Raw genomic sequence first — 16,582 nt, 5'->3', positions numbered from 1 at the left:
AAACCATTTTGAGTGGGCGAATATCGAATATATTGACACTCGCGTGTCTGGAGGATAAATCTTGCTAGCTCCGAGGGTAGGGTTGCAAGCGATTTCTTTCTCGGCGAAAGACGATAGCAATATATTCATTGGCGTGTTTTGAAATATATTGGAATGTAGAAGTCCATGCTTGCTGCATGTCGTTCCGCTTCTTGTACTACTTCAGCCAGAAAATTAGGAAGTATTTCTCGAGCAATGATGTCAAGTGCGCTGCCAAATTTTCCTAACCATTCCTCAGGGGGTAGAGTGCGTTTTTCGTTGACGATAAAGTCACGAAAAGCAATTAATCTAGGTAGCACATGGCGAGTTATAACTGCGTTTTTACAATAAAGGCAGCCCCATGGCTCGTCACACGGTGTGTTAGGCTCTGCACCTGGTCGATTTAAGAAGTCACGGCATGATGCAATAAATACGTCCTTTTCCCCACTAAGCATCTTTTTTGCTTGCTCTTCATCTATTGAAAGTTTTTTTGTGGCTTTTGAAAGGTCGTTTTCTGGAATGACCGTTGGAAGGCTAATTGCTTTTAATGAGCGAATTCCATCGGCGACAGCGAGGTCATGAATTACCTTTGTGCTGTCATTGTTGATATAGTGTTTGATAGTTATGCTAGCTGAAGCATGAGCTCCCTTTCTCATTGTTTTTTTATAGTTTCCTGTTTTCAGGTAATTTTCGCTAAGGTTTGACACGCGCAGTGCTCGGCTATGGAGTTTCAAGGTCTCTCCATGCTGATTTTTTAGTTTATGTTGCTCAGCCCAGCCTCCGGAGCGATTCATCAGGTACTTCGCATAGCAGGCATCAATTGGTTTTACGGGGTTGGCTCCCTTTGCGCCCACAGTCAGGCACAAAAACAAATAATCTTTATTTGAATCATCAGCCAACCGTACCAGAGGTTCGGTTATATGCAACAAGGTCTTTATTATGGAGACTGCCGAATAGGGACCATCGTCGTACAACTTGTCTTGCAATAGACGTTTTGAGCTTCTTCTTTTTTCGTAGTCTAGGATGTAGCCAGCACCTAATGGTCTAAGACAATTTCTTTTCAGCTCGACAAGCGACGTTTCGTTTATTCCCAATCTTTTTTCCAACAAATTTAGGAACGGTAGCATGTCATGGTTTAACGGATAAAGATGCCCATATATATCGACCATACGATATTCCCCGCCGAAACCTCCATTTGCTGATTTGACAAACGAGGAATGGCCGTTTCTTAATTCATCATTTTTTATATACCGACCATCGAGAATGTTCTGAACATACCAAAGTAGATTGGGGAGCTGGTTCCAAGGGCGTAGTTTATCATCTACTTTTAAAATGCTACCGTTAATATAGTTGCGGCCTAAGTGTACCTCTCTTGGGTTTTTTCCTTGGGTGACGAGAGTTTTTCCTCGCTCGATTCGAGAGCAAATTTCATTTATGGAATTCCGGCAGGCCGCTTCGAGGTCTAATAACTCTGACGCCATGTATGGCTGGGTTTTGTCGCCGTCCGAAATGCACTTGAAATTTCGCGGGGGTGTATTTTTTATGTCCCATAAACCAATGGTTTTCCCCGCTTCCAATAGTCTTGTAATGTCACCATATCGACGTCGTCTTCTCTCTGATTTTCGATGCAATGTCGAACCAACGAGATAGGACTTGTATCTTCGGAGGAATTTGTCATCAATGTCTTTCATCCGCATATCCGAGGGGAGATTGTTTTCCTCACAGTATTTAAGAAAATCTCGTATTCCCGCAAAGTACGCCCCGAGGCTTCGCGCCTCAGAAATATTGGCTAAATTGACGTGTTTATACAGTGAGGCAATTAAATCACGAGCCAATTCAGGATTTTTTTTGAACTCTTTCAGGTCAAGTTTTGCTCCAGGCCCCTGCAAATCTGGGTGGTTGAAAATCAAACTCCCTAGGATTTTGACGTTGTTTTTTACGGAAGGGAGGTTCTTAAATTTAGATTCTTTTCCCATTTTCAAAATTCCAGTCAGAGCTATTATTTTGATTGTGTTTTGAGTTGCTACTGTCAGTGGCCGGGTAATGCTACTGTAGCCTGGTTATTTGTATTAGCAGATTAGGTCATCATTTCTGTCCAGTTTGTCAGGGCTTCTTCGACCATTTCTCGTGATTCGGATGTGAACTCCAGGTATGTGAAAACTGTTTCGATGGATTTGTGACCAAGGAGCTTTTGAAGGGTGTGAAGAGGGTCGCCGATGAGCATTTCGTACTTATCAGCTCCTGAGCCTTCAATACTTGGCTTCCTCATCTGCACAATCTCGATGAGCGCAGAAAGCATGATGGTCGAGTAGATGTGGCGGCAGCCATGTGGTGTCAACTTGATTCCTGTCGCCTTGGATGCTTCTTGGAAGATGTCTTCAACCATGCGTTTGGTTAGAGGACTTCCGCTCTCGGATAGAAACACCTTCGTCGGAACCATCTTTGAGCCGTACTTCTTCACGCGCTTTTCAACAGCAGCCTCTCGGTCTTCTTCCATATAAAATTGGATTGACCGGATGATGCGCTTCGGTATTGGTACTGTGCGCTTCTTCTTACCTTTACCAACGACAGTAATTGGGACGACATTCCGTCCGACGTATATGGATGAATCAGGGTCGGGAATTGTGTAGATAGTTAGGCCTAATGCCTCGGAAATACGAAATCCGCTGCAGATAAGTAATTCAATAAGCGCAATGTTACGCTGAGAGTGTTCTTTTAGAGCAAGAAAGGGACGCCAATGGTGTTTGAATTGATTAATGCTTATGAAATTAATTGGCTTGGGTGTGAACTTTATCAATAAGTCACTAACGTTATTTTTCTCTCCGCGGTGACGAGAATGTGAAATTCGATATGAAAAAGGTAGCTCGGATATAAGCTTCTGTTTTAGTGCATATTCATACATATGTACCAGAACAATCTGAATGTGATTCCATGTGTTACCTTCCACTTTTTTGAGTGTGGTAGTTCCTAGGGTTTTTATTCTATAGTAATCATTTAAATGCTCACTGCTCGCATTTAGCCACGGAATAGAGCGAGCATCTGAGAAGTCCAGATATTCAGCGGCAGTGTAGGCGTAGCTTTTCCAAGTATTCGGGCTATCTCTTCGTGGGACAATTAGATATCGGCAGAATCCGTTTAAATGCTCATCGTAACTGAAGTCGTCGTCGAGAAAAAAGGGATGGCCATCCGGGATGCCCAGATTTCTTTGTATTTTTAGATACTCGTCACGCTCCCGCTTGGGAAGTGCCTCGAATAGTTTTGACTCTAAAAAATGTAAGTTCGGCCGCATGATGAGACATCTCTTTCGGAAGATTTGTCTCATAAGCTAAAGCACTGCGAACAGAAAGTGGAGTGATACGGCGCTGTTTTTGAAATTTTCCCGCAGTGTATAGCGTGAAATTTATTATTTGCAAAGTGATTTGTTGCAAAAATGACGCGGTTAACCTAATGGCTTGCGCAGATATATGTCGATACGCATCAACCGTTGGCCAATTTTTGAGCGCTACCTGGTTATGCCGCCAGGCTCAGAGAATTCGTCAGCTACCTGCTGCCCAGGTGTTTAGCAAGTATTCGAATGTGGAGAGAGGGAGGCGTACAGCAAGCATGGCTACCATATTGGTCACAATAAAATATTTCTGCTTGTCTGTCATCGAGATGCCGTTCTCGAGCTTTGCGTTTAGGCTCGAGGCTATTCGTTTACTGATACAGCTGAGACAGTTCTCATGACTGCGTTAATAAACGAGAAAGGATTGAATTTATGCTTTGATTCAGCCTATTTGAGGCATTTGAGACAGGTATTCTAATTGCGCATAACCACCAGATTGCCCAGCACGATGCCGTGCTTGTGGCCCAGGCCGGAGCGCGGCAGCAGCATGGCGGCCAGGCCTGGATCATTCAGGTGGATGGCGATGCCGGTTGGAATCAGCTTGGTTTCGCCCGGCTGGATGGTCATGGTCTCTTCGGTGGCGGCGCGCAGATCTAGGCCGGCCGAGCCAGCAGTGGCGTAGGCGGGCAGGTTGTCGCGCAGGCGCGCGTCCAGGATCTTGACGTCGATAACGGCTTGCATGGTGTTTCCTTGTGATGCGATGGCGGCCGCGCGGACCGCCAGGATGGTTGATTCAGCGTTTGGCCAGCAAGGCGGCCAGATGGCGGACGATGGCGGCGGCCACGTCATCCTTGGGCATGGCGGGCAATGGGTGCTGGCCGGCGTCGTCCAGCAGCACCACTTGGTTGTCGTCGGCGCCCATGGCCTGCTGCGCCAGGTTGGCCACCAGCAAGGGCAGCTTCTTGCGCCTGCGCTTGGCCTCGGCGAATTCCAGCAGGTTCTGGCTTTCGGCGGCGAAGCCTACGCAGAACGGCGCGGCCGGCAGCGAGGCGACGGTGGCCAGGATGTCCGGATTCTCTGCCAGTTCTATGGCGGGCGTGCCGGCGGTTTTCTTGATCTTGTGCTCGCTGCGGTTCTTTACCCGGTAATCGGCTACCGCCGCCACGGAAATGAACACGTCGCTGCGGCCGACTTCGCTGAGCACGGCCTGTTGCATTTCGGCGGCGCTTTGCACGTCTATCCTGGGGACATTCATCGGCGCGTCCAGATGGGTGGGGCCGGAGACCAGGGTGACCTCGGCGCCGGCGTCGCGACAGGCGCGCGCCAGCGCATAACCCATCTTGCCGGAGCTGATATTGGTGATGCCGCGCACCGTGTCTATGGCCTCATAGGTGGGGCCGGCAGTCAGCAGCACTTTTTTGCCGGCCAGCAGCTTGTCGGCAAAGAAGCCGTGCAGCAGCTCGACGATCTGATGCGGCTCCAACATGCGGCCGTCGCCGGTTTCGCCGCAGGCCTGGGCGCCGTTGCCGGGGCCGAACACGGTCACGCCATCCGCCTGCAGCTGCTCGATGTTGCGCTGGTTGGGCGGGTTCTGCCACATCTGCAGATTCATGGCCGGCGCCACGATCAGCGGGCAGGTGCGGGCCGCGGCCAGCGTGGAGATCAGGTCGTCGCAGCCGCCATGCGCCAGTTTGAACAGCAGGTTGGCGGTGGCAGGGGCGATCAGGAACACATCGGCGCGGCGCGATAATTCGATGTGCGCCATGGCGTTGCTGGGGCGCGGGTCCCACAGGTCGGTGTAGACGGTGTGGCCGGACAGCGCCTGGAAGGTGGCGGGCGTGACGAAGCGGGTGGCCGATTCGGTCATCACCACTTCCACCTGGTGGCCGGCCTTGACCAGCAGCCGGGTCAGCTCGGCGGACTTGTAGGCGGCTATGCCGCCGCTGATGCCGAGGAGAATGCGTTTGGCGGTCATCGTTGGGTTCTTCGAAGCCGTAAACTGGCCATTTTAGCGGATTTAGTCCATCAAGTGGCTCTGGTCTGGCTTAATGGTGGCATGTTAATGTCATTGCTTGTTGCTATCTTGTTGGCCTGATGACACAAACAATGCTATAGCCAGAAGAGGGATGCGCCATGTCGATCGCCCATTGGCCGGAAGCGGAGCGGCCGCGCGAGAAATTATTGCGGCAGGGAGCCGCCACCCTGAACGATTCTGAGTTGCTGGCCATCTTCCTGCGCACCGGCGTCAAGGGCATCAATGCGGTGGAGTTGGCCAGGTCGCTGCTGCAGGAGTTCGGCTCCTTGACCGGTTTGCTGGGCGCCAGTCTGGAGCAATTCAAGGCCAAGCCCGGCCTGGGGGAGGCCAAGTATGCGCAGTTGATGGCGTGCACGGAGTTGGCGCGGCGGGCATTGTCCGAGCCGATGCGGCTGGGTGACGCGCTGTCCAGTCCGCGGCAGGTGCGGGATTATTTGCGTTTGAGCATAGGCCGGCGCGACGTCGAAACATTTGTTGTGATATTTTTGTCGGCACAAAACCGTTTGATTGAAGTCGAAGAAGTATTCAAGGGAACGCTGACCGAGACCAGGGTGTATCCGCGGGAAGTGCTGCGGCGGGCTTTGCAGCACAATGCGGCGGCGTTGATCGTGGCGCACAATCACCCTTCCGGTGTCAGTGAGCCTTCAAATGCGGATAGAATATTGACCGATACGCTCAAGCGCGCTTTGGAACTGGTCGATATCAGGTTACTGGATCATTTTGTGGTAACCGGCGGGCACGCGGAATCGTTCGCCGAACGTGGTTGGCTGTAGATGCAGGTTTTCGGTGTGATGGCAGTTTGACAGTGCCGCCATCAGGTACGGGGCTTGTGCAGTGCAACTGTCTGTTTGACCTTGTTCCCCTCACCGCATCACAAGGAGGTCATCATGAACATCCTGCGTTTGCTGAATGAGTCCGACTACATCCAGGTCAACAATCAATTCGTCAAGCCGGACTTCCATTCGGTATCGGAAGAGTTCTCCGACGACGACGACGTGGTGCTGGAGGCGAATCTGGATGGCCAGGAGCTGGTGCTGACCGTTGCCGACCTGACCGACGCCACGCCCTTGGCCGACGGTGGATTCTGGCTGGAAGGTCTGGGGTATCTGCGCTTTTTGTCGCAGCAGAATCTGCATTGAGTCCCGCAAGTATTTTCCTATCATGGCCCGGCGCAAGTCGGGCCATTTCATTTGCATCGCGCCGGACTTGACTTGCCTCAACTCCGTTTCGTCATGTTTGCACTACAGTGACACTGGTTATTTGTAAGTCATAAATGGAGAGGCGGGGTGCTTATGCAAAAGTTCAGAATCGGCATGGTGGGCGTGGGGGAGACCGGCACGCCGTTGCTGAAGCAGCTGCTGGATGCGCCATTTGTCGAGATGGTGGGCGTGGCGGATCTGGACCTGCAGTTGCCCGGCGTATTGCTGGCCAAGGAAAGAGGCGTGCCGGTGACCGACAATTTCATCGAGATCGCCGAGCAGGGCAGCCGGGTGGACATCATCATCGACGTCACGGGCTCGCGCAAGGTGCGGGAAGATCTGCGCCGTTATATGCAGTTTTCCGGCAATACCCATACGGTCATCGTGCATGAGCGGGTGGCATTGCTGATGTTGTCGTTGGGCGCCGGGCGCTGGGTGGAAACCCGGCACGACGAAATGACATATTGATTCTGTTGATGTGGTAGCTGTGCGGTCGGCCGTAAATCGCGGAAGACCGAACGAGGGGATGCGGGGGGCTTAAGCCTCCCGCTTTTTTTAACAAGATTGCGCAAGATTGCCGTTTGCATTTCTAGTATGCTCAATTTGTAGTGCGGGCTTTGTCGCCGTGGCTCAGGATAAAACAGATAACTGAGAGGTGGAAAATGAAAAGACCCTGCTTGTTCGTTTTTCTCTTGGCGCTGCTGGCACCGGGGGCGCATGCCGCTTTGGGGCAGAAGTTTGACGCGCCTGCGGCGTCTGCCGCCGGGCATACATTACTGGCGACCCGTCCCGCCGTCATAGGCGGCGCGTACACCGTCCAAGACAGCCTGGATGCCTCCGGACGACAGATCCGACAGTATGTTTCCCTGGATGGAACGGTGTTTGCCGTGGCCTGGAGCGGCCAGACCCATCCTGATTTGCAGTCGCTGCTGGGAGACTACTTTCCGGCCTTTCAACAGGCGCAGCGGAATAATCGCAGTGGCCGCAATGTGCTGAGAGGACAGGTGGGCAGTTTTGTTGTCCATTCTTATGGCCGGATGGGCGCCTTCAACGGTTTTGCCTATGACTCCACCTTATTGCCGGCAGGGGTGACGCCGGATCAATTGAAATAAAGGGAGCGAACATGAAAAGACTTCTGGTCAGCCTGTTTTCCCTTGCCTTGTTGCTGAGCGGTTGCGGAGGGGGCGGCGGCGATGCCGGCTCGTTCTCCAATGGCGGCAATAGCGGCGGCGCCACGTCCAATAGCGTAGCCATGATTGTCGATTCTGGTCCTGCCGGCGCGACGGGGCAGTTGAATCTGCCTTACGTGACGGTCAATGTTTGTGTCCCCGGAACCAATACCTGCACGGCAGTAGACCATGTTCTGGTCGATACAGGCTCCAGCGGGCTGCGCGTGTTGGCTTCGGCGCTGCAGAATGCGCTTCCTATTCAGACTGTCGGCGTCCGCCAGGTGATGGAGTGCGCGCAGTTCGCCGATGGCTTCACCTGGGGAGCGGTCAGTGCTGCCGATGTGAAGATCGCAGGAAAGACAGCTAGCGCCCTGCCGATTCAGGTGATCGCCGATGGCGCCTTGCCTTATCCCGTGCCGGCGGCCTGCTCGTCGACGGGCAGCAATGAGAGCAGCTTGGCGGCGTTGGGCGCCAAGGGCATTATTGGCGTGGGTTTGAGCTCAAAAGATTGCAGCAATTGCGCTATTGTGAGCAGCAACGGCATTTATTATCTATGCAGCGGGCAGACTTGCCAGCAGGGCACGGTGCCGCTGGCGCAGGAGGTGACCAATCCGGTGACGGCTTTCTCCGGCGACAACAACGGCGTTCTATTGCAACTGCCTAGCATAGACAACTATGGCGCGCCATCCGCGCAGGGCACGCTGACATTCGGCATCGCTACGCAATCGAACAATGCCATCCCCAGTACGGCCAAGGCTTACCCGGTATCCAGCGACGGTTTCACCATCACCACGGTTTACAATGGCCAGAGCTATCCCGGCTTCTTGGATAGCGGATCGAACATTCTTTACTTCCCTAACGATGGCAGCGTTGCGACCTGCTCGGTGGGCGGGTCGACATGGTATTGCCCCAATGTTTCGTCGCCGCAGACGCAGAGTCTGAGCGCGCAAGTGTCGGCCAGCAACGGCAGCAGCAGTACGATCAATTTCAACCTGATCAATGCGTCCATTCTCAACAGCAGCAACTATGCCGCCTTCCCCAGCCTGGCGGCGCCGATGACGGGAACCTTTGCCGGTTATTTTGACTGGGGCCTGCCTTTCTTCTATGGACGCAGCGTGTTCATCGGGTTTGCTGGTAGCAGCAATCCACAGGGAAGCGGGGCGATGTATATTTTCTGATATCGATCATCTTGCAGTGCAGCAAGCTGTCGCCTATAACTGCAGTGTCATCACGATGACATCTCCTCTGTCTTGATGCTTGAGCATGATAGCAAACAGGCCCGCGCGTTCCGCCCGGGCCTTTTTTTATATCGACATCACTAAATGTCAGTTACTGAATTATTTATTTCATGCTACTTTTTTATGTCATCTTTATTTTTGGAATGGTAGTGAACGCGGCAAAAAGAATAAGACAATTGCTCGAGCGGAAGGTAGACCCGGAGCAGGTGGCTGTATTGGCGGAGTTGGCGGTGGAGTTGCAATTGGGGCGGCCGTTTGATTTGCGCCGTTTGTGCCGGCTGGATCCCGAGTATTTCGAGCTGGGCGTGGATCTGATGCGCGACTGGCGCTTCAATTACCATATCGCGGCGCGCAGCAAGCTGTTCGAGGACATCCTGGCCCGTGACCATGGCTTGCAGAGCCGGATGTGCCATCTTGGCTCGGCCGCTGCGCATTGATCATTGCTGCTAGAATCGTTTCTTTGCCCAAACGGAGACGACGATGCTGGCGGATGTTGAATTGGCCAAGGCCTACCGGCTGCTGAATCATGGCCCCACCGTGCTGGTCAGCAGCGCGGCGGGCGGGCGGCGCAATGTGATGGCGGCGGCTTGGGCCATGCCGCTGGACTTCGATCCTCCCAAGGTGCTGGTGGTGATAGACAAGTCCACCTATAGCCGTGAACTGATCGAGCAGAGCGGCGAGTTCATACTCAATATTCCGTGCCGCGCCCAGGCGGCGCAGGTGGTGCAGGTCGGCAGCGAGACCGGCCGCGATGATGATAAATTCGCCGCCAGCGGTTTGGCGGCATTGCCAGCGCAACGCGTGGCGGCGCCGCGGGTGGCGGGCTGCATCGCCTATCTGGAGTGCAAGGTGGTGCCGGAGCCGCATAATCAGCAGCGCTACGACTTGTTCATCGGCGAGGTGGTGGCGGCGCAGGCCGACGACGCGGTGTTTCGCGCCGGCCATTGGCATTTTGAAGACGCAGACGCCTCCCGGCGCAGCGTGCATTACATCGCCGGCGGCGCCTTTTTCGCCACTGGCGAGGCATTCAGCGTGGCTTGAGTCCGGCCCGCGGCATCACAAAAAAGCCCGTCTCGACGACGGGCTTTCGCATTTTCGCAGGCAGGGAAGGGCTTATTGCCAGTCCACCAGCGCGTACAGCTTCTTGCCGCGCTTGAGCAGCGAGTACTGGCCGAACAGGCGTTCATTGTCGCCGATGGCGTGCTCCAGGCTGTCTACCTTGATGCCATTGACGCTGACCGCGCCGCTCTGGATGAAGGTGCGCGCCTCGCTCTTGGACTTGGCCAGGCCACCTGCCGCCAGCGCGTCGATCAGGCCGTTGGCGCTTTTGTCCAGTTGGATGGTCGGCAGGCCGTCTTGCGCCAGTTGGGCGAAGTCGTCGGAGGTCAGGCTGGACAGGTCGTTGCTGAACAGGCTGTGGGTGATGCGCTGCGCCGCTTCCAGCGCCGCCTTGCCGTGCACCAGCTCGGTGACTTGTTCGGCCAGGATGCGTTGGCCTTCCGGCTTGCCTTCGCGGGTCTTGTCGGCCTCTTCGATGGCGGCGATCTCGTCCACCGACAGGAAGGAGAAGTAACGCAGGAACTTGTACACGTCGGCGTCGGCGGTGGACAGCCAGAACTGGTAGAAGGCGTAAGGCGAGGTCTTCTTGGCGTCCAGCCAGATGGTGCCGGATTCGGTCTTGCCGAACTTGGTGCCGTCGGCCTTGGTCACCAGCGGCATGGTCAGGCCGAATACCTGGGTCTGGTTCAGGCGGCGGGTCAGATCGGTGCCGGCGGTGATATTGCCCCACTGGTCGGAACCGCCGATCTGCAGCTTGCAGCCCAGGCGCCGGTTCAGTTCGGCGAAGTCGTAACCCTGCAGCAGGCTGTAGGAGAATTCGGTGTAGGAAATGCCCTGATCTTCGCGGGCGATGCGTTGCTGCACCGCTTCTTTCTTGATCATGGCGTTGACCGAGAAGTGCTTGCCGATGTCGCGCAGGAACTCCAGCGCGTTCATTTTGCCGAACCAGTCGTAATTGTTGGCCATCAGCGCCGCATTGTCGCCTTCGAAGCTGAGGAAGGGTTCGACCTGCTTGCGGATCTTCTCCACCCAGCTTTCGATGACATCCGGGGTGTTCAATTTGCGCTCGGTGGCCTTGAAGCTCGGATCGCCTATCATGCCGGTGGCGCCGCCCACCAGCGCCACTGGGCGGTGGCCGGCGCGCTGGAAGCGCTTCAGCATCAGGATGGGTACCAGGCTGCCGATGTGCAGGCTGTCTGCCGTTGGATCGAAGCCGCAATAAAGCGTAACCGATTCCTTGTTCAGCAGTTCTTGCAGCGCAGCCATATCGGTGGTTTGCGCGATGAGGCCACGGGCCTCCAGATCCTGAAGAAGGGCGGTTTGCGTCATTTGACTGGGTCTCCAACACGGTAAGTAAACGGCCAGCCGGCCGCTGGAAAAAAACTGCTCCAGCGGGCGCTTGCGGCATCCGGCTGGAGTGGGAAGGCTTATCTTAACCGAAATTGCCGCAAAATGGCGGGGGTATTGTCCGTTTTGTATGGGTAAAATCGCGCGCGGCTTCAAGCGTCCGCCTCATTGCGGCAGAATGTGCGCAGATAAAGTATGGAAAGGGAATGTGATGATGCAGCAAGTCAAGGTATGGGACGTGCCTACCCGGTTGTTTCACTGGGCGCTGGTCGTTCTGTTTGGCGCCATGTGGTTATGTGCCGAGCAAGGCGGGGATTGGCTGCAATACCATATCTATTGCGGCGTGGCGCTGGCCTCGCTGCTGGTGTTTCGGCTGATCTGGGGCGTGGTGGGCAGCCAGACCGCCCGTTTCTCCAGCTTTGTGCATGGGCCGCGAACCATTGTTCGCTATCTGAAAGGCGAATTGCCGGAGCGCGAGGCGCCGGGGCACAATCCGCTGGGCGGCTGGATGGTCGTGGTGATGTTGCTGGCGCTGGGTACGCAGGTGCTGACCGGTTTGTTCGCCGCCGATGTGGACAGCTATCTGTACGACGGCCCGCTGGCCAAGCATATCGACAGCGGCCTGGCGGAGTCAGCCACCGGCGCGCATAAACTGCTGTTCAATGGTTTGCTGGGGCTGGTGGCGCTGCATCTGACAGCCATCGTGCTGTACCGCCTGGTGAAGAAACAGAACCTGGTGGGGCCGATGCTGACTGGCTACAAGAAGATCGCCGGCGAGCAGCCCCGGCTGCATTTCGCCCACGGCGCGCTGGCGCTGGCGGCGCTGTTGCTGTCCGCGGGCGGGCTGTATTTCGCGTTGCTGCGTTGAGCCGCCGCTTCCTGCTTGCCTGAATCGAAAGCCGGCTAGATGCCGGCTTTGGTTTTTGCAGTCGTTCGCTTACTTTTCCGGTCCGCGGAAGGCGTCGTGACAGGTTTTGCAGCTTTGCGCCACTTGGCCGTAGCTCTTCTTGATCGCGGCCAGGTCGCCGCTCTTGGCGACGATGGCAAGGTTGTCCACCGACTTCAGGAAGGCGTCCTTGTCGGCCTGGAATTTGGCCGGCTGGCTCCAGATTTCCGGCTTGGCGCGGCTCTTGCCGGTGATGCTGCCGGCCGGGAAGTGCTTGAACGGCTCGGCGGCCAGCGTCTTCAGCGCTTCGGCTTGCTGCGCGAACTGGGCCTGGTTGTACGGCGCGCGTTCCCGCACCGCCATGCCCATGGGTTCGAAGGATTGCAGCAGCATCTTCTTGAACGCCTTGGTGCGGACTTCGGCCGGGGTGTCGTCGGCGTGGGCGGCGGGAATGGCGATGGCTGCCAGCAGCAGCGCGGTCAGTATCTTGTTCATGGCATCTGAGTGGGAGTGGGCAGTCAATGGCGGCGCTGAGCGCCGCCGGGCATGCAAGGAGTGGAATCAATCCTTGCGGAAGTCCTTGTGACAGGCTTTGCAGGTCTGCTGGGTGGCGCCGAACTGGGTCTTGATCGCGGCCAGATCGCCGGCCAGCGCCACTTGTTTCAGCTTGGCGGTGGCGGCCTTGTGGTTGTCGATGGCTTTCTGCCAGTCGGCCGGCTTGCTCCAGATCTCCGTCTTGGCGTCGGTCTTGCCGGCGTCGCTGCCGGCCGGGAAGTATTGCCAAGGCTGTTGCGACAATTGTTCCAGCTGGGTGGCCAGCTTGGCGAATTCATCCTTGTTGTAGGGCGTGTCGCCCTTCACCATCTTGCCCATCGCGCCGACGACCGGCTTGTATTGCTTGAAGACATCCTTGCGCTGGCTGATCGGATCCGCGGCGAAGGCCTGGCTGGCCATGAGCAGCGCCAGTGAGGCCACCAACATCTTTTTCATCGAAATCCCCTGACTAAGGCATGGAAATGGAACGTGCCAGCGTATCACAGCGCCGCGGCATCCAAAACTCGCAAAGTGTAAAGGGTTGGCGTGGTGGATGTTATAAAGTAACATTGTCTGGTTTTCGACTGAAGCGACCCCGCGCATGGACCGATCCCACTATCTTGCCGCCGCCGAGCGCCATTGCGCCGCGCGCGGCAGCAAGCTCACAGATTTGCGCCGCCAGGTGCTGGAACTGGTGCTGAACCACCGTGGCGTGGTCAAGGCCTACCAAGTGCTGGCCGACTTGCAGCAGCAGCGCGGCTCCGCCGCGCCGCCCACCGTCTACCGCGCGCTGGACTTTCTGGTGGAGCACGGCCTGTTGCACAAGGTGGACGCGTTGAACGGCTTCATCGTGTGCGAGCACTTCGACTGCCAGCACGAAAGCCTGATCCTGGTGTGCGAGCAATGCGGCCGCGTCAATGAAGTCGACGCCGCCGGCGGGCTGGCTGGCCTGCGCGACATGGCCCAGGCGGCCGGTTTCACGCTTAGCCCGCAAAATCTGGTGCTGGCTGGCCGTTGCCAGTCCTGTACCGCTTGAACTGCGCAAGAATTCCATGAAAAAAACCAAAGTTAATCTGTTCACCGGCTTTCTCGGCGTTGGCAAGACCACCGCGCTGCGCCACCTGATCGCCAACCGGCCCGCCCATGAAAAGTGGGCGGTCATCGTCAACGAGTTCGGCGAAGTCGGCATCGACGGCGCCGCGCTGCTGAATGACGAGCTGGCGGTGGCCGAAATCGCCGGCGGCTGCCTGTGTTGCGTGGCCGGCCCGCAAATGACCGCCACCGTGGCCACGCTGTTGCGCCGCGAAAAGCCGGACCGCCTGCTGATCGAGGCCAGCGGCCTGGCCCATGCCGCCGGCGTCATCGACGAATTGCGCGCCAAGCCCTTGGGCGAGGCGCTGGAAGTGGCCGCCGTGCTGACCCTGGTGGATCCGCGCCAGTTCATCCAGCCCGATTACCATCGCCAGCCGCTGTACCGCGACCAGATTTCCATCGCCGATGTGCTGGTGGCCAACAAGATAGACACCGCCGACATTCCGACCATGGAGGCCTTCCGCCAGCAGGCTGCCGCGCTGTTTCCGCCCAAGTCCCTGGTCGGCGAAGTGCGCGACGGCCAACTGGACGTGGCCTGGCTGGACGCCGAGCTCGCCGCCAAGCCGCGCTACCGCCCGGCGGTGCTGCCGGACAATACCAGCGCCTGGCAGTCGGCCGGCTGGACCTTCGATCCCGAGCTGAACTTCGACGGCGAGCGGCTGACGCGGCTGTTTGACGATCTGCCCAAGCGCATTCCCGGCCTGGTGCGCGCCAAGGGCGTGTTCCGCGTGCTGGACAGCTGGGTGTGGCTGAACTGGGCGGCCGGCCAGTGGGGCGCCGCGCAGGTTTCGTGGCGGCGCGACAGCCGCTTCGAGCTGATCGCGCCGGCGTTTGAGGCCGAGCAGGTGGAAGCCTGGCTGAAGGAGTGTCTGGAATGAGTCAAACGCATTCTCACGGCCATGATCATGCGCATGGCGGCCATCAGCACCTCACGGCGTCCAATCTGCGCCCGCCGCTGAGCCTGCTGTCGATGTCGGCCGGCCAGCGCGTGCTGCTGACGCTGCTGCCCTTGGCCGGGCTGTGGCTCCTGGTGTGGTGGGCTGTGCAGGAGTTGGCATGAGCATAGTGTTGAACAACCTGACGGTATCCTACCAGCGCCACCCGGCGGTGCACCACATCAGCGGCCGCTTCGCCGAAGGCGAAGCCACCGCGATTTGCGGGCCGAACGGCGCCGGCAAAAGCACGCTGTTGAAGGCGATGATAGGCGCGCTGACGCCCGATTCCGGCAATGTGGACCTGAACGGCTACCACCGCGCCGACATCGCCTATCTGCCGCAGCAGGCCGAAATAGACCGCAGCATGCCGGTGAGCGTGCTGGAGCTGGTCGGCACCGGACTGTGGCACAAGAGCGGCCCGTTCGGACGGGTGGGGCGCGACGGCCATGCCCGCGCCATCGACGCGCTGGAGCAGGTGGGGCTGGCCGATTTCGCGCTGCGCCCGATCGCCGCGCTGTCCAGCGGCCAGTTCCAGCGCGTGCTGTTCGCCCGCATTCTGGTGCAGGACGCGCGCTTGATTTTGCTGGACGAGCCCTTCAACGCGGTGGATGCCAAGACCACCGAGGACCTGTTGCAGCTGATCGCGCGCTGGCGCGCCGAACAGCGCACCATCATCGCGGTGTTGCACGACGCCCTGCAGGTGAGGACGCATTTTCCGCACACCTTGCTGATGGCGCGCGAAGTGATCGCCTGGGGTGACAGCGCCTCGGCATTGAGCGAAGACAATCTGCGGCGCGCGGTGGAAACCGCCGCCCACTGGCAGGCCCAGGCGCCGGTTTGCGGCCTGGATGGAGTGAGCGCCTGATGCAACATTTGTACGATCTTCTGGTTTCGCCGTTTGTCGAGTTCGCCTTCATGCGCCGCGCCCTGGCCGGTTGCCTGGCGCTGGCGCTGGGTTCCGGCCCCATCGGCCTGTTCCTGGTGATGCGCCGGATGAGCCTGATGGGCGACGCGATGAGCCACGCGGTGCTGCCCGGCGCCGCCATCGGCTTCATGTTCGCCGGCCTCAGCCTGCCGGCGATGAGCCTGGGCGGTTTCTTCGCCGGCGTGCTGGTGGCGCTCCTTGCCGGCCTGGCCACCCGCTTCACCAGCATCAAGGAGGATGCCAGCTTTGCGGCCTTCTATCTGTTGTCGCTGTCGCTGGGCGTATTGCTGGTGTCGAAAGGCGGCAGCAATGTCGACCTGATGCACATCCTGTTCGGCTCGGTGCTGGCGGTGGATAACGCGGCGCTGTATCTGGTGTCCGGCGTGGCCACGGTGACATTGCTGACGCTGGCCATCATCTATCGGCCCCTGCTGCTGGAAAGCCTGGACCCGGTTTACCTGCGCGCGGTGGGCGCACGCGGCGCCTGGTGGCATCTGCTGTTCCTGATGCTGGTAGTGCTGAATCTGGTGGCGGGCTTCCAGTCGCTGGGCACGCTGATGGCGGTGGGCTTGATGATGCTGCCGGCCATCACCTCGCGGCTGTGGACCGAGCGCATCGAGGCCATGCTGGCCTTGTCGGTGGGCATCGCCTTCGCCAGCGGCCTGGGCGGCTTGTTGCTGTCCTATCACTTTGAACTGCCGTCCGGCCCGGCCATCATCCTGCTGGCCGGCATGGTCTATCTGTTGTCCTTGCTGTTTGCGCCCGTGGGCGGAGCGCTGCCGCGCTACATCCGCGCGCGCCATCTCGAATCTTGAACCGA

Annotated in this window: 19 protein-coding genes and 1 pseudogene; 13 read left to right on the top strand and 7 right to left on the bottom strand. The window is 57.5% G+C overall.

Annotation, left to right across the window (positions count from 1 at the left end):
- Nucleotides 1-125: 125 nt before the first annotated feature.
- The 4 genes and pseudogenes from C2134_RS21040 to coaBC form a co-directional block, all read right to left on the bottom strand.
- Nucleotides 126-1,994 carry a hypothetical protein gene (locus C2134_RS21040; protein WP_146042049.1) on the bottom strand — a complete coding sequence of 623 codons (1,869 nt, stop codon included), beginning with the start codon at nt 1,992-1,994 and terminating at the stop codon, nt 126-128.
- A gap of 101 nt (nt 1,995-2,095) precedes the next feature.
- Nucleotides 2,096-3,307: a tyrosine-type recombinase/integrase gene (locus C2134_RS01480; RefSeq protein ID WP_158248663.1), complete on the bottom strand. Its 1,212-nt coding sequence runs from the start codon at nt 3,305-3,307 to the stop codon at nt 2,096-2,098.
- Between the two features lie 525 nt (nt 3,308-3,832).
- A pseudogene (locus tag C2134_RS01475) lies at nt 3,833-4,084 on the bottom strand (dCTP deaminase/dUTPase family protein); the annotation flags it as partial.
- A gap of 52 nt (nt 4,085-4,136) precedes the next feature.
- Nucleotides 4,137-5,318, bottom strand: coding sequence for a bifunctional phosphopantothenoylcysteine decarboxylase/phosphopantothenate--cysteine ligase CoaBC (gene coaBC / locus C2134_RS01470; RefSeq protein WP_103316958.1), 1,182 nt, complete (start codon nt 5,316-5,318; stop codon nt 4,137-4,139).
- A 158-nt stretch (nt 5,319-5,476) separates the two neighbouring features.
- Between coaBC and radC the strand changes: the two genes are divergently transcribed.
- The 7 genes from radC (at nt 5,477) to C2134_RS01435 (ending at nt 10,025) form a co-directional block, all read left to right on the top strand.
- The gene (gene radC, locus C2134_RS01465) at nt 5,477-6,151 is read left to right on the top strand and encodes a RadC family protein (RefSeq protein WP_043626032.1); all 675 of its coding nucleotides are present in this window, start codon (nt 5,477-5,479) and stop codon (nt 6,149-6,151) included.
- Between the two features lie 114 nt (nt 6,152-6,265).
- Nucleotides 6,266-6,517, top strand: a complete 252-nt coding sequence (locus C2134_RS01460) for a hypothetical protein (RefSeq protein WP_043626035.1) — start codon at nt 6,266-6,268, stop codon at nt 6,515-6,517.
- 153 nt (nt 6,518-6,670) lie between these two features.
- Nucleotides 6,671-7,045: a Gfo/Idh/MocA family oxidoreductase gene (locus C2134_RS01455; protein ID WP_043626038.1), complete on the top strand. Its 375-nt coding sequence runs from the start codon at nt 6,671-6,673 to the stop codon at nt 7,043-7,045.
- 224 nt (nt 7,046-7,269) lie between these two features.
- Nucleotides 7,270-7,689 carry a DUF2844 domain-containing protein gene (locus C2134_RS01450; protein WP_158248662.1) on the top strand — a complete coding sequence of 140 codons (420 nt, stop codon included), beginning with the start codon at nt 7,270-7,272 and terminating at the stop codon, nt 7,687-7,689.
- A gap of 11 nt (nt 7,690-7,700) precedes the next feature.
- Complete coding sequence (locus C2134_RS01445) at nt 7,701-8,924, top strand: DUF3443 domain-containing protein (RefSeq protein ID WP_103316954.1); 1,224 nt, start codon at nt 7,701-7,703, stop codon at nt 8,922-8,924.
- 236 nt (nt 8,925-9,160) lie between these two features.
- Nucleotides 9,161-9,421: a hypothetical protein gene (locus C2134_RS01440; protein WP_103316951.1), complete on the top strand. Its 261-nt coding sequence runs from the start codon at nt 9,161-9,163 to the stop codon at nt 9,419-9,421.
- A 43-nt stretch (nt 9,422-9,464) separates the two neighbouring features.
- Nucleotides 9,465-10,025, top strand: a complete 561-nt coding sequence (locus C2134_RS01435; RefSeq protein WP_103316949.1) for a flavin reductase family protein — start codon at nt 9,465-9,467, stop codon at nt 10,023-10,025.
- Nucleotides 10,026-10,097: 72 nt separating this feature from the next.
- Here C2134_RS01435 and tyrS read toward each other — a convergent pair whose 3' ends face one another.
- Entirely contained in the window at nt 10,098-11,372 is a 1,275-nt protein-coding gene (gene tyrS, locus C2134_RS01430) for a tyrosine--tRNA ligase (RefSeq protein WP_103316947.1), read from the bottom strand.
- Nucleotides 11,373-11,601: 229 nt separating this feature from the next.
- Here tyrS and C2134_RS01425 point away from each other — a divergent pair, with 229 nt between their 5' ends.
- Nucleotides 11,602-12,258, top strand: coding sequence for a cytochrome b/b6 domain-containing protein (locus C2134_RS01425; RefSeq protein ID WP_103316945.1), 657 nt, complete (start codon nt 11,602-11,604; stop codon nt 12,256-12,258).
- Between the two features lie 69 nt (nt 12,259-12,327).
- On the opposite strand, the gene C2134_RS01420 is transcribed toward C2134_RS01425, so the two are convergent.
- Nucleotides 12,328-12,771, bottom strand: a complete 444-nt coding sequence (locus tag C2134_RS01420) for a c-type cytochrome (protein WP_103316943.1) — start codon at nt 12,769-12,771, stop codon at nt 12,328-12,330.
- A 66-nt stretch (nt 12,772-12,837) separates the two neighbouring features.
- Nucleotides 12,838-13,266, bottom strand: coding sequence for a c-type cytochrome (locus tag C2134_RS01415; RefSeq protein WP_103316941.1), 429 nt, complete (start codon nt 13,264-13,266; stop codon nt 12,838-12,840).
- 145 nt (nt 13,267-13,411) lie between these two features.
- On the opposite strand from C2134_RS01415, the gene C2134_RS01410 reads away from it, so the two are divergent.
- From C2134_RS01410 to C2134_RS01390, 5 genes are read left to right on the top strand one after another with little or no spacing between them, the layout of a single operon-like run.
- Nucleotides 13,412-13,846 carry a Fur family transcriptional regulator gene (locus C2134_RS01410; protein WP_103316939.1) on the top strand — a complete coding sequence of 145 codons (435 nt, stop codon included), beginning with the start codon at nt 13,412-13,414 and terminating at the stop codon, nt 13,844-13,846.
- 16 nt (nt 13,847-13,862) lie between these two features.
- Nucleotides 13,863-14,780, top strand: a complete 918-nt coding sequence (locus C2134_RS01405; protein ID WP_103316938.1) for a CobW family GTP-binding protein — start codon at nt 13,863-13,865, stop codon at nt 14,778-14,780.
- Complete coding sequence (locus C2134_RS01400; protein WP_103316936.1) at nt 14,777-14,962, top strand: hypothetical protein; 186 nt, start codon at nt 14,777-14,779, stop codon at nt 14,960-14,962. The genes C2134_RS01405 and C2134_RS01400 overlap by 4 nt, the downstream gene beginning before the upstream one ends.
- Nucleotides 14,959-15,702 carry a metal ABC transporter ATP-binding protein gene (locus C2134_RS01395; RefSeq protein WP_103316934.1) on the top strand — a complete coding sequence of 248 codons (744 nt, stop codon included), beginning with the start codon at nt 14,959-14,961 and terminating at the stop codon, nt 15,700-15,702. The genes C2134_RS01400 and C2134_RS01395 overlap by 4 nt, the downstream gene beginning before the upstream one ends.
- Nucleotides 15,702-16,577, top strand: coding sequence for a metal ABC transporter permease (locus tag C2134_RS01390; protein ID WP_103316933.1), 876 nt, complete (start codon nt 15,702-15,704; stop codon nt 16,575-16,577). Before C2134_RS01395 ends, C2134_RS01390 begins: the two co-directional genes overlap by 1 nt.
- Nucleotides 16,578-16,582: the final 5 nt, after the last annotated feature.

It is taken from the genome of Chromobacterium sinusclupearum, assembly GCF_002902845.1.
Taxonomy (GTDB): domain Bacteria; phylum Pseudomonadota; class Gammaproteobacteria; order Burkholderiales; family Chromobacteriaceae; genus Chromobacterium; species Chromobacterium sinusclupearum.
This window is presented reverse-complemented; position numbering and strand designations above follow the sequence as displayed.